The organism is Spirillospora sp. NPDC048819 (genome assembly GCF_040650055.1).
GTDB lineage: Bacteria > Actinomycetota > Actinomycetes > Streptosporangiales > Streptosporangiaceae > Spirillospora.
The window spans coordinates 1-12,846 of record NZ_JBEZGN010000003.1; the positions used below are offsets into that span (position 1 = coordinate 1).

Consider the following 12,846-nt stretch of genomic DNA (forward strand, 5'->3'; position numbering starts at 1 on the left):
TTGCCGTCCATGCAGTCGAGGGTGAAGGACAGGTGGTAGAGCAGTGCTCCGGTCAGGAGCCAGGGCCAGGAGGCGGTGGCGAAGCAGGCTGCGGCGCCCAGTCCCAGCAGGAGGGCTGCGACCGTGAGCTGGTTGGGTGTCACCTTGGTCCGGTTGGCGGTGACCTTCACCAGCCGGGAGGCGAGCGGGTCGACCAGCAGTACCGTCCACCACGCGTCACGCGCCTTGTACGTCCGTTGCCGAACGTCCTCGAGCGTGAAGTTCGCCATGGAGAGGTGTCCTTTCAATCGCGAGAGATAACCGGATCGTAGCGGGCTCGCCACGCTGAGTATTCGTGATGTTGCAGAGTCGTGGCCTTCTCCGGCCACGGCGGGCGCGGTATTCGGTCGACGACACGGGCGGCGGCGCCTCCGCCGTCCACTGCACAGATTGTCCGCTTCGAAACCGGTTTTCCCCATATATTGGGTGGGCTCTGAAAGAGATCGCACATCCGGATGCAGATGTCCGGCGCGGGGGTGCCCGGTGGTTCACGAGGGAAGCGCGGTGCCGCATGCGGAGATCCACGAGGTGTGGCCGCGGGACGGCCGGATCACCATCCGCGGCGAGATCGTCTCGGGGCGGGCGGACGCCTCCTGGACGCTGCGGCTCATGTCGCGCGAGCGGAAGCGGTCATCGAAGCTGCGGGCGCTGGGCCGGGTGCGCGCTCTCCTCGGCTCTTCACCGCGGTCGCCAGGGGAGTTCACGGTCCCGGTGACGCTTGAGGGAGCGAGCTTCGAGGCCGTGCTCCCGCTGGAACCGCTGGCTCAGGCGCAGCCGTTGCCGCGCGAGTTGTGGGACCTCCATCTGGTGGCCCCCGGGGAACGCGCTCTCAGGCTGGGGCGGCACCTGGACGACATGCCGGGCAAGAAGCACATCGTCACTTTCCCGCAGCAGACGGTGGACGCGCCTTCCCGCATCTCCATACGTCCCTACTACACCGACGGAGACCACCTTTCCATTCGTTGTCTCCCTCGCGACAAGGAATGATGACCGGCCCATGCGGATCATCTATCTGCTCTTCAACGCACACGGGGTCGGCGGGACCGTCCGCACGATTTTCAACCAGGCCAACGCCATGGTGGACCGGGGCCACGAGGTCGACCTCGTCACCATCTGGCGCACCCAGGATGATCTCCCCTTCCCCCTGGACGACCGCGTGCGGCTCATTCCGCTCGTGGACGGGAGGGAGTCCGCCCGGGAGGTGCGCGCGGCGATGGATCCGGGCGACACCTCGTGGCATTCCCACTTCCCCGCGGGGGTGTCCGCGACGGCGGACGGCCGCCTCCGGGTGAATGCCCTCATCGACCACCTCCGGGGGGTCAAGGACGGCATTCTCGTCTCCACCAGGCCGACCATCTCGCTCATCGCCGAGCGCTTCAGCGATCCGCGTCTGGTTCGCGTCGTCCAGGAGCACACGCATCTCGGTTCCCACAATCCGGAATGGCGCGCCGCCCTCGGCGCCGCCTACCCGTCCTTCGACGCCCTGGTGACACTGACGGCGGAGGATCTGCGGTCGTACACCGAGGCGTTCCCCGATGTGCCCAGGATCGAGCGGATCCCGAACCCGCTGACCTCACTGGACGGGCCGACCTCCGACCTGACCGGCAAGATCGTCGTATCGGCGGGCCGGCTGGACCGGGCCAAGGGCTTCGACCACCTGATCAAGGCTTTCGGGACGGTCGTCGAGCGGCATCCCGACTGGACGTTGCGCATCTACGGCGACGGCCCCGAGAAAGGCCGGCTCCGGCGGATGATTCTGGACGGCCATCTTTACAACCACGTGTACTTGATGGGCTTCACCGACAGGCTGAGCGAAATGCTGGCCAAAGGCTCGATCTTCGGAATGAGTTCCCGGTCCGAAGGCTTCGGAATGGTCCTGCTCGAAGCGATGAACTGCGGGCTCCCGGCGATCAGTTTCGACTGCCCCGTCGGGCCCCGGGAGATCATCACCTCGGGCCGGGACGGCCTGCTCATACCCCTGGGGGACACCGGCGCGCTGGCGGATGGCATCTGCCGCCTGATCGAGGACGGGGAACTGCGGCGCGAGTTCGCGGAGGCGGGCCGTAAGACGGCGGCCCGCTACGACCCGGACGTCATCGCCAGTTCCTGGGAGCGTCTCTTCACCGAACTGCTCGCCGAAAAGCACTGAGCCGCACCGTCGGGCTTCCTCGCGGAGCGGGCCGGGCCGGGCCCGTTCCGCGATCGGGGACCGCGCCGGCTCGTCATCCGTCCTCGCCGGCTCGTGAACGTCAGCTGAGAAGCCGGTCCACCACCCGTGCGGCGGCGTTGCCGTCGTCCATGGCGCAGTAGCGCTCCGAGAACGCGGCGTAGGCGTCGCGATGCCGGGCGGCGACGCCCTGAATGTCCCGCAACGCGTCGACGACCTCGTCGGTCTCCCGCAGCAGCGGGCCCGGGGCCTCCTGGGCCAGGTCGAAGTAGGTGCCGCGCAACTCGTCCTGGTAGAACTCCAGGTCCGGTGTGAAGAACACCATCGGGCGGCCGGTGGCGGCGAAGTCGAACATCACCGAGGAATAGTCGGTGATCACCACGTCGGCGATCAGATACAGCTCGGTGATGTCCGGATACCGGGTGACGTCGATGACTCCCTCGCCGATCCCGGCGGTTCGGTCGGCGACCATGTGGTGCTGGCGAACCAGCACCGAGTACCCGTCGCCGATCCCGGCGGCGAACCGCGTGGTGTCCAGGGGGAGTTCGGCCTGCCGGCCGCTCGTCAGCCAGATGTCCTCACGCCAGGTCGGGACGTAGAGGGCGACCTGGCGGCCCGGCGGCACCCCCAGATGCTCGCGGATCCGCCGCGCCCGGTCTTCCCGGTCGGCCCCGAAGAGCAGATCGTTGCGCGGATAGCCCACTTCCAGCACGTCGCCGTCGTAGCGGAACGCCTGCCGGAGCATGCCGGTGACGTGCGGGGAGGGAGAGATCAGATGATCCCAGAGCGGCACGTCCTCCTCGAACCGGCTGAGCTTGGTGGTGTTGCTGGCGATGCGGCCGTTCTGCACGACGTCGTAGCCAATGTGCTTGTAGGGCGTCCCATGCCATGTTTGCAGGTAGGTCTGCCCCGGACGCTTCTTGTACCCCTGCATCTGCAGACAGTTGTTGACGACGATCCGCGCGGACGACGTCAGTTCGTAGTACTCGCGCGTGCCCCGCAGAACGGTGCGGGCGTTTCCGGGGGCCTTGAACTGGCCGTCCGAGACGAACCACGCATACTCCAGGCCCAGATCGCGGCGCTCCATCTCCTCGTAGATCGCCTGGGGGTTGCAGGAGTACTGGCGGCCGAAGTAGCTCTCGAAGACCACGAGGTCGCGGACGGCCGAGGAATTGGCGGCGGAGAAGTGCCGCCGCTGGAGCCTGCGCTGGGCGTAGGGCCCCCGCTCGTCGTCTCCCAGCGCCGTCCTGACCCGCAGGTGCAGCAGATCGCCGCGGTGAACGTGCAGGGACAGCTCATGGACGCCGACGCGGCGCGGTTCGGGCAGGTTCGCGGACGCCGCCCGGTCGATGCCGACCGTGATCTCCTCGCCGTCGCCGGGAACGTACAGGTCCCATGCGCCGCTCGGCAGCGGCAGCCCGTCCCGGCGCTGCGCGTCGAGCAACGCGGTGAAACCCGGCCCGTCCCAGGCCAGCGGGACCTCGTGCATGACCGAGCCGTTGCGTCGCCGCATGATCAGGCGGTCGGGCCGGACCCGCTCGTCGCCGCAGGAGCCGGAGATCTGGATCGTGCTGCCGTCCAGCCACTCCACATGCGTGATGACCGGGCGGGGCGTCCTTTCCACCAGGGTGAGGTTGCCGTAGGTGGTGCTGATGACGTCGTACTCACGCCCCGAAACGTGGACACGGCGATCGAGCAGTTCAGCCTGCACGGCCAGCCTCAGCGCACTGTGCTTCTTGGCCGTCAGGGACAGGTCCCAGTCGATGGCGCCGACGGTGTTGGAGGTGTCCCCGAATGCGGTCTGGGCGGCCAGTTCCGTGAGGTCGGCGACGGCGGTGAAGTCGAGCCGGCCGTGCGGGCCCTCCCCGGCGGGACTGACCGGCCAGCTCACGCTCTTGCTGCCCTGCCGGAAGACCGCGGTGAGGGATCCGCCCCGGACGAAGGCGGAGTCCGCACTCCTGACCCACCCGGACAGACGCAGCCGCTCGCCGTCCACGACGACGTCCGTGACCTGGCCGCGGATCGGCTGAACCCCGATGACCAGTTCCCTCGCCTGCGTGTACTTGGGTTTGATCAGGCGACCCGAGGCGATCTCCCGGGCGGGAGGCCACTGCCCCAGGCCCTTGGGCATGCTCAGCCGGCCACGCCTTTTGACGCCCTGGGTCGTCACCTTGACGAAGACGTGCCATACGCCCTCCGCGATGTCGAGATCGGCCGGGTCGACCTCCAGGACGAACCCCGACCAGTCGTGGCAGGCGGTGGCCTGACCGCTCCCGGCTGTGACGTCCGGGCGCCTGACCTGTTCCACCTCGCAGCGGATGATCTTGGGGAACAGCCGCCTGCGGCGCCGCAACTCGACCTCGACCTTGGTGTCGCCCTGTTCGGGAGCGTCCATGCGCGCGATGAAGGCATGCCCCTCCACCCGCAGCCGCCCCTGGTGCCACGAGACCTCGTCGATGCCGGTCTTGAGTTCCAACTCGTCAGAGAGTTCGAAAAGGTGGTCGGGAAAACGCGGATCGTCCAGGTACGGGTAGTCGCCGTACCACTTGCCGGGGAAGCCGGGGCGCTGGATGGCGCTGTGGCGTTTCGGGTTGCTCTTGGAAAAGGAGACGATCTCGACGAGCTCGTCGGTGAGCTGCTGCCGCACCGCGTGGAACTGCAGCCGGGCCAGAGCCGGCAGTCCGCTGTAGAGGTGCGGCCCGATCTGATCGAGGAACCCGTTCACCAGGGAGAAGAAGCTGTCCCGGTAGGCGTCGTCGCCCTGGTCGATGACGTTGACGTAGATGCGAAGATCGTCGGCCATGGCGGAGCGGTCGTACGCGTCCTTCAGGTCCGGGGCGTTCTGGGCGAGGAAGTCCGAGGTCGCCTGGACCGACCGGATCCGATCGGCCAGGTTGCCCGGCTCGGTGCGCCGCTGGGTGATCGAGCGCGTGCCGGTCTCGCGGATCCGCCAGTGGTAGACGACGTCACGGAGAACGTCCACCTTCTTGGCGAGGACGTGCGCGGGGACCGTCACCGGGGCGTCCTCGTACAGTCCCGCCGGGAACGTGAAGTCGTGCGCGTCCCAGAAGGAGCGGCGGAAGACCTTGTTCCACGCCGTCCTGTCCTGCAGCAGTCCCGGGAACTCCCGGACGTGGGTGCTCTTGCGGTCGACCTTGAAGATCTCATGGTGCATCGCCGACCGCTGCAGGCCTGCGGTGCCGATCCGGCGGACACCGCCGCAGGCGATGTCGGAGCCGGTCTCCTCCAGGGAGGAGACCATCAGGTCGAAGGCGTACCGGGGGATGACGTCATCGCTGTCGATGAAGGCCAGGTAGCGGCCGGTGGAATGCGGAACGCCCGCGTTGCGGGCGATGCCCAGCCCCTGGTTCTCCTGCCGGACGAGTCGAAACCTCTGATCCCGGGCGGCGAACTCCTTGGCGATCACGGCGCCGTCGTCGGTGGAACCGTCGTCGATCATGACGACTTCCAGGTCGCTCAGCGTCTGCCGCGCGATGGACTCCAGGCAGTCCCCGAGGTATTCGGCTACATTATAGAATGGAACAACTACGCTAAGAAGCGGTGACACGATTCTCCCGACCACGCATGTGCCGATGGCACCGAGGTGAATGCGCCTCGTAGCGGGAACGAGAGGCGAAGATGACTGCGCCGAGAATATTCGGCCTGTCTAATGATCTCGCAATGGCGTTCTGGTCGCTACCCGCTCCGTGGCCTTTTCTGGCCGCCCGCCGCACCGGGCCGGCGCAGCGGGGTGAAAGCCCACGTCATCTTGGGCTCAAGGGCCCATCTCGTGCAGCGGATGACCGGCTTGGTCAACAGGAAGGTGCCGACGACCATGGCGGCGGCGCACACGACCAGGACGCCGGGAACTGTGTGTAGCCATTCCGTTCCCCACAGGCCGGTGTATTTCACCGCCAGAATCACGAAGCCGTGCAGCAGATAGCAGTAGAGCGTGGCGGCCCCGAGTTTGGTGAACCAGTGATTTCGCCGCGGGGTGAGGCTGAGGAACGCGGCGACCATCACGAGCCCGCAGGCGAACATCGCGAGCCGCATCAGGGTGCCGTCGAAATTGCCGACGCCGAAGCGGCTGTTCGGGTGGTTGAAGTAGAGCCAGTACAGGTCCATGCGGTCCCTGGCCAGGTAGCCGCAGCCCAGGGCGACCGCGAGCACCAGCGCCCCGATGGGGCGGGCGACGGGCTTCTTGAGGATCTCGAAGTGCTCGGGCTTCAGCTTGAGGCCGATGACGTAGAAGGGGAGCAGCCCGAGTACCCGGTGGATGTGGAACGTAGAGCCGAGATCGCTCATGTAGGACAGCAGCGCGATCAGCAGAGCCCCCGCCACCGGCCAGCGGATCTGCTGCCACACGGGGGTGGACAGGCGCCACAGGAACAGCGCCAGCAGGAACCACATGAGGTAGTACGGCTTCAGGAGGCTGATCTCCAGCTGCTTGCCCCCGGCCAGCCAGCCGTAGATCGCGTACGTGAACTCGAACACCACGTAGGGGACGCCGACGTGCGTGATGAGCTTGCGCGCCTTGCCGCTGGAGAAGCTCCAGTTCCGGGAGAGGTAGCCGGTGATCAGGATGAACAGCGGCATGTGGAACATGTAGACGAAGACGTACAGGCCCTTGGCCATCGGGACGTCGGTGACGTAGCCCAGCGAGTGCCCCAGGACCACGAGAAGGATCGCGAGGTACTTCACGTTGTCGAAGAACGGGTCCCGCGGCTTGCGCGGGGCGGGGGCGGCCTGCGGCGCGGACGCCTGCGCCGCCTCGGGGGTCGAGGGAGCCCGGGCGCTGGACGGCGCCTCAACGGTGGGCGCCGCCGTCGGGGACGTGGGGACTTCGCCGGTGTAGGTCATGACGGCCGGGCTCACGCTTCCTTGCGTGCCGCGCCGCCGGCGCCGCCGAGGCGGCCGGACGGACGGCGGAGAGGGGTGAAGGTCCAGGTCATCTTCGGTTCCAGAGCCCGGCGCGTCCAGCGGACGACCAGGTCGGAGCACAGCGCGGTGCCGACGGCGGCGGAAGCGGCGATGAGGATGAAGGTCCCCGGAAGCGTGTGCATCCAGGACGCGTCCCACCAGCCGGCGTAGTCCAGCAGCCGGATGACGAACCCGTGCAGTAGGTACGCGTAGAGGGTGGTGGCGCCGAGGGCGCTGAACCAGTAGCGCCTGCGGGGCACGACGCTGAGGAACGCGGCGACCAGCACCACCGCGCAGACGAGCATGGCCGCCGTCACCACGGTGCCCATGGCGTTGCCGACGCCGAGTTCGCTGTACGGGCTCTTCCAGAAGACCCAGGCCTCCGGCATGCGGTCCTTGGCGAAGAAGGCGGCCGCCAGCCCGCCCGCCAGCACGGCGGCGCCGATGGGGCGGGCTGCGGGCCTCTTGAGGATCTCGAAGTGCTCGGGCTTCAGCGTGAGGCCGAGGACGAACAGCGGAAGGAGGCCGAGGACCCGGTGGAGGCTCAGCGTCCCGCCGAAGTCGCCCATGTAGGAGAGCAGCGAGATCGCCACCGCGGCCGCGAGCGGCCAGCGGATCTGCTGCCACACCGGGGTGGACAGGCGCCAGAGGAACAGCGCGCACATGAACCACATGATCCAGTACGGATCGAGGAGGCTGAACTCCAGCTTCCGCCCGCCCACCAGCCAGGCGTACAGCGCGTACGCGGCCTCGAACGTCACGTACGGCACGCCGATGTGGGCGATGAGCCTGCGCGCCTTGCCGCTGGAGAAGGTCCAGTTCCGGGAGAGGTAGCCGGTGATCAGGATGAACAGCGGCATGTGGAACATGTAGATGAAGAGGTACAGGGCCTCGGCGACGGGGACGTCCGACCGCACGTTGGCGATGGCGTGCCCGATCACCACCAGCAGGATCGCGAAGTACTTCGCGTTGTCGAAGTACGGGTCCCGCCGCTTGGGCGGGCGGGCTCGCTGCGCACCACCGGCCCGGGCGGCGGCGGACATCGCCTGGGCCCCGGGCGGGGGCTGCCGGGGGAGTGGTTCTGTTTCCGCGCCGGATGGCCAGGTGGTGTAGGTCATAGGGCTGCCCGGTCAGGTCTCCTTGCAGATGTCGTCGCTGGCGCGGATCTCACCCTGCTGCTGCGGAATCCCCGCGCCGGCGCTCTTCAGGTTGGTCCAGTTCCGTCCGATGACCAGGTCGACGACGCCGGGCGTCCCGCCCTGCCCCCGCGCCGCCGGCTGCGGCTTGCTGGGGATCAGCCCCGCCAGGGTCTGCGCCTGCTGGTCGGCACCGGAACCGTACATCACCTTGGTGGCGGATGTGATGGAAGGAGCGTTGCCGCCGACCGTGACCTGGAAGCCCTGCGACTCCAGGTCGTCCGCGACGCGGCCCGCCTGGCCGTCTATGCCGCTGCCGTTGAAGACCCGCACCCGCACCTGGCTCGGCGGGATCTTCGTGTCTCCCGGCTTGGGCTCCTTGGGCACGGTCTTGTCGTTGCGGACGGCGGCGAAGAACGGCTGGGCGGAGTCGCTGAGCGCGACGCGGTTCGGGTCCTGCGGGTCGGGGCCCGACGGGACGGTGACGAAGCGCAGCTTGCCGGAGGTCATGCCCTGCATCTCCCGGGCGATGTCCATCATGACGTCGGGCGTCAGTTCCTTGTCGGTGGTGAGCGACTTGGTGACCGCGTTCATCAGGGCGAAGAGCTTCTTGGGGTTGCTGAGCACCCCCGCGCTCATCGCCTTGCTGGCGAGCGCGCCCATGAACTTCTGCTGGCGCTTGATGCGGTCGAGGTCGGAGCCGTCGCCGAGGCCGTGCCGGACGCGCACGTAGGCCAGCGCCTGCTCGCCCTTGATGGTGTGCTTGCCCCTGGAGAGCCTGAGACCGGACTTGGGGTCGTTGACGGCCTTCGGCAGGCACACCGGGACGCCGCCGATCGCGGACGTGATCGTCTTGAACCCGTTGAAGTCGACCTGCATGAAGTGGTCGACGCGGATGTTGGAGATGCTTTCGATCGTCTTGATGACGCAGGCCGCGCCGCCGTTGGTGAACGCCGAGTTGATCTGGGCGCGCGACTGCGCCGGGATCGTCTGGCCGTTGCGGCCCTTGCAGGACGGCATCCGGACCATCAGGTCGCGGGGGAAGCTGATGCCCATCGCCTGGCCGCCGCCGGGGGACAGGTGCAGCAGGATCATCGTGTCCGAGCGGGGCGGGTCGTTCTTGAGGGAACGGCCGTACTTGGCGTTGCCGCCCGCGCGAGTGTCGGACCCGAGCAGCAGGATGTTCATCGCCTCGTTGAGCTTCTTCGGCCGGTTGGGGCCGAGCTGGGCGTTGACGTCCTCGTGGGAGATGTTCCCGAACGCCTGGCGGTAGAGGCCGTAGGCGGTGAGGGATCCGGCCACCATGACGACCGACAGTCCGATGCACACCCATCCGAGAATGCGCCAGCCACGCCGAGGCGCCGGGTGGGGATCGACGTCGTCGACGTACTCCATGTACATCGGGTTGCTGTTCATCGGCTCCGAGGTCCGGGGGTCTAGGCAGCTCTAGGGGTGTGGGGGTGTCCCCACAAGGCGTACGCCCGCTTTCCGGGGTCGGGTGTGCTGGACGAGGGCAAGGGAGAGCGTAGGTCAGGGGAGGCGGCGTAGGTGCCCGGATTCGTCATCGGGTCCGGGCAGACCGGCGACCACCGTCACATGCTCCACGGTCACACGACGATCTAGTGTCGTTTTGTTGAAGTTTCGTTGGATTATGACGGAAGCACCCGAGATTAGTGGTGCGAGTAGACCGGTCAGGACCCCGTCGAGTGTGGCGAACGACATGTCAACCAGAAGGCGGTCGCGTGCGTCCAGCTCCCATTTTTCGGTGACCGCGCGCCCGGCGGCGACGAGTTCCGCGGCCGTGAGTGTGGCCTTTGTCACATCCATCGCGGGCATCTCAGGCGTCACTTCCGGGCCCGGGACGAACCGGTCGCCGTAGCTTCGGACCTCCAGGGCGTAGTCGGTCACGCCGGGCGGGCACTCGGTGAGCGGCCCGCCGAGCGCGTGCAGCGACAGCCCGACGATCTCCTCCGCCTCCGGGTCCCCGGTCACGTCGTCCAGCACCTCCTGGGCCGCCGCCAGGATGTACGGCCCCGCCGTCCCGATCGGTTCGGCGGTCCCGCGTCCCCGGACCGTCTCCGGCTCGACCGGCTCCACCACGAGCCCCGCGGACCAGCAGGCCATCAGCCACACCGCGGTCTGCCAGTGCGGCGGCAGGACGAGCACGACCCGCGTGCCCGGCTCGGCGGCCAGCCCGTCCACCAGGAAGTTCGCCGTCTTGGCCACCCAGTTGTCGAACGTGCGGGCGGACAGTTCGACGCGTTCGCCGCTCGCGTCGTCGAAGAAGGTCACCAGCGGGTTGGACGGGTTGTCCGCCACCCGCCGCCGCAGCAGTTCCGCGGGCCCGGCCGCGTTCCCGGCGTGTGCGCTCATGGGCCGAGCGTATGCCCGCATGATCAGGCGCGGGGCAGCACCCTGCCGGTACCGCTACGCTCCGCACGGGTGAAACGAGTCGACGGACGAGCACGGGGCGAGAACATGAACGCGGGTCGGCTGCTCGCGCGGGTCACCGTGATCCCGGCGCTGCTCATCGTGGCGTGGCTGGCCGTCTCGCTGCCGCTGCTGATGGCGGGCGCGTTCCGTCCGGTCCCGGCGATCGGGCTCTTCGTGCCCGCGGCGGCCCTGGTGCTGTGGCTGGGCCTGCGTTCCCGGGCACCTGACCAAGCCGACCAAGCCGACGAAGTCCGTGACGCGGGCGCCACCGGCGTGGACGAGGACGCGGTGCCGTGGTGGACCGTCGCGGCCGTCCTCGGCATCACGGTGGCGTTCCTGGTGCTCCAGGTCGTCATGTGCTCGGAGCAGATCATCGTCCGCCGCGACCCGGCCTCCTACGTGCAGTTCGGGACGTGGCTGGCCGAGCACGGATCGCTGCCGATCCCGCTGATGGAGCAGGCGTTCGGCGGCCCCGACGGCGTCCTCTTCTTCGAGAGCCCCGCCTTCTACCAGCACGACGGCGCGATCGCCCCGCAGTTCATGGCGGGGCTGCCGCTGGTGCTGGCACCCGGCGGCTGGATCGGCGGCACCCACGGCATCCTGCTGATGGCGCCGCTGCTCGGCGCGTGCTGCGTGCTCACGTTCGCGGGCCTGGTCGCCCGCCTCGTCGGGCCCCGCTGGGCTCCGGCGGGCGCACTGCTCCTGGCGCTGACGCTGCCGATGCTCTACGTGTCCCGCAGCACCTTCAGCGAACTGCCCGCGATCGTCCTTCTGCTGGGCGGGCTGTCGCTGATGCACGACTCGCGGCGCGAGGCGGGCCGGCGCGCCGACCTGAAGGCGTTCCTCGCGGGCCTGGCGCTCGGCCTCATCGTCCTGGTCCGCATCGACGGGCTGCGGGACGTCCTCCCGGTCCTCGTCGTCGCCGGGTTCTCCGTGGCGCGCAGGCGGTGGATCGGCTACTGGACGGCCGGCGGCCTGCTGCTCGGCGCCGGCGCCGGGCTGACCGAGGGCTTCACCATGTCCCTCCCCTACCTGGCCTACCTGTACGCGTCACTCGCGCCGCTGCTGGCGATCACGGTGGCGATCCTCGTGGCGACGACGGCCATGGTGGTGCTGCTGCGCTGGGACCTGACGGGGTCGCGGCTGCGCCGTGCCGGGGCGGCGGTCGCGCGCGGCAGGCTGCCGGGGGCGGCCGCCGTCCTGACCGTGCTGGTGATGCTGGGCTTCGCGCTCCGGCCCCTGGTGCAGACCGTCCGCCGTCCCCCGGCCACGCAGGACGACGAGATGAACGTCCGCTTCATCGAGATGATCCAGCGGATCCAGGACCTTCCGGTGGACGGCACCCGCCAGTACTCGGAGAACTCCCTCTACTGGGTCGCCTGGTACATCGGCGTCCCCGCGCTGCTGTTCGCGACGCTGGGCGCGGCGCTGCTGGTGCGGCGGCTGCTGCGCGGGCGGTCCCCGGAGTGGCTGCTGCCGTACGCGATGATCGTCTGGACGACGACGCAGGTGCTGATCCGGCCCGGGATCACGCCCGACCATCCGTGGGCGTCCCGCCGGCTGATCGGCCTGGTCATCCCCGGGCTGCTGCTGTTCACCGTGTTCGCGTCGGCGTGGACGGTGCGGCGCGTCCGCCGGCTCGGCTACTCGCCGCTGGCGATGCGGGCGGGCGCGGTCGCCGGCGTCGCGCTGATGCTGGTGCCGGTCGTGCTGACGTCCGGCGGCTACCTGGTGACCAGGACGGAGCAGCACGAGGTGGCCGCCGTCGACGGGATGTGCGGCGCGCTGAAGCCGGGTGACTCCGTCGTGGTCGTCGAACGCTCCACCGCCGACCGGTTCCTCCAGGTCGTCCGCGGCATGTGCGGGCTGCCCGCCGCGCGCACGACCGCCGCCGCCACACCCGCCGACATGCGGCGCGTCATCCACAAGGTGCGGGAGGCCGGCCGCCGCCCGGTGATCATGGCGGCGAAGGCGGAGCAGGTGGCGCCGTACGGGCGGCCGTCCCGGGTCCTGTCGCTGAAGACGCGGCAGGACGGGCGGACGCTCGCCGAGCCGCCCGGCGGGACCTGGGGGCTGGCCATGGAGGTCTGGATCGCCGAGCCCTCCCCGTCTTAAAGGCCGCCCGGGTGCCGCCGGGCGAGTATCCTCGCG

The 12,846-nt window shown here is 68.9% G+C and carries 8 protein-coding genes and 1 pseudogene; 3 read left to right on the forward strand and 6 right to left on the reverse strand.

Annotated elements, in window-relative coordinates; translation table 11 throughout:
- Nucleotides 1–269: pseudogene (locus AB0C35_RS05970) on the reverse strand (CDP-alcohol phosphatidyltransferase family protein); the annotation flags it as partial.
- Nucleotides 270–543: 274 nt separating this feature from the next.
- Here AB0C35_RS05970 and AB0C35_RS05975 point away from each other — a divergent pair.
- Both AB0C35_RS05975 and AB0C35_RS05980 read left to right on the forward strand, forming a co-directional pair.
- A complete protein-coding gene (locus AB0C35_RS05975; RefSeq protein ID WP_358451137.1) occupies nucleotides 544–1,026 on the forward strand; it encodes a hypothetical protein in 483 nt (160 codons plus the stop codon).
- Between the two features lie 10 nt (nucleotides 1,027–1,036).
- Nucleotides 1,037–2,188, forward strand: coding sequence for a glycosyltransferase family 4 protein (locus AB0C35_RS05980; RefSeq protein ID WP_358451139.1), 1,152 nt, complete (start codon nucleotides 1,037–1,039; stop codon nucleotides 2,186–2,188).
- Nucleotides 2,189–2,288: 100 nt separating this feature from the next.
- Here AB0C35_RS05980 and AB0C35_RS05985 read toward each other — a convergent pair whose 3' ends face one another.
- The 5 genes from AB0C35_RS05985 to AB0C35_RS06005 all read right to left on the reverse strand — a co-directional run bounded on the left by AB0C35_RS05985 (nucleotide 2,289) and on the right by AB0C35_RS06005 (nucleotide 10,635).
- The gene (locus tag AB0C35_RS05985) at nucleotides 2,289–5,789 is read right to left on the reverse strand and encodes a bifunctional glycosyltransferase family 2 protein/CDP-glycerol:glycerophosphate glycerophosphotransferase (protein ID WP_358451141.1); all 3,501 of its coding nucleotides are present in this window, start codon (nucleotides 5,787–5,789) and stop codon (nucleotides 2,289–2,291) included.
- A gap of 113 nt (nucleotides 5,790–5,902) precedes the next feature.
- The gene (locus tag AB0C35_RS05990) at nucleotides 5,903–7,081 is read right to left on the reverse strand and encodes an acyltransferase family protein (protein ID WP_358451142.1); all 1,179 of its coding nucleotides are present in this window, start codon (nucleotides 7,079–7,081) and stop codon (nucleotides 5,903–5,905) included.
- Nucleotides 7,078–8,169, reverse strand: a complete 1,092-nt coding sequence (locus AB0C35_RS05995; protein WP_358451144.1) for an acyltransferase family protein — start codon at nucleotides 8,167–8,169, stop codon at nucleotides 7,078–7,080. The genes AB0C35_RS05990 and AB0C35_RS05995 overlap by 4 nt, the downstream gene beginning before the upstream one ends.
- 87 nt (nucleotides 8,170–8,256) lie before the next feature.
- On the reverse strand, nucleotides 8,257–9,678 hold the full coding sequence (locus AB0C35_RS06000; RefSeq protein ID WP_358451146.1) for an LCP family protein: 1,422 nt from the start codon (nucleotides 9,676–9,678) through the stop codon (nucleotides 8,257–8,259).
- Between the two features lie 114 nt (nucleotides 9,679–9,792).
- The gene (locus AB0C35_RS06005; protein WP_358451148.1) at nucleotides 9,793–10,635 is read right to left on the reverse strand and encodes a TIGR03089 family protein; all 843 of its coding nucleotides are present in this window, start codon (nucleotides 10,633–10,635) and stop codon (nucleotides 9,793–9,795) included.
- A gap of 69 nt (nucleotides 10,636–10,704) precedes the next feature.
- Here AB0C35_RS06005 and AB0C35_RS06010 point away from each other — a divergent pair, with 69 nt between their 5' ends.
- Nucleotides 10,705–12,810, forward strand: a complete 2,106-nt coding sequence (locus tag AB0C35_RS06010) for a hypothetical protein (protein WP_358451150.1) — start codon at nucleotides 10,705–10,707, stop codon at nucleotides 12,808–12,810.
- Nucleotides 12,811–12,846: the final 36 nt, after the last annotated feature.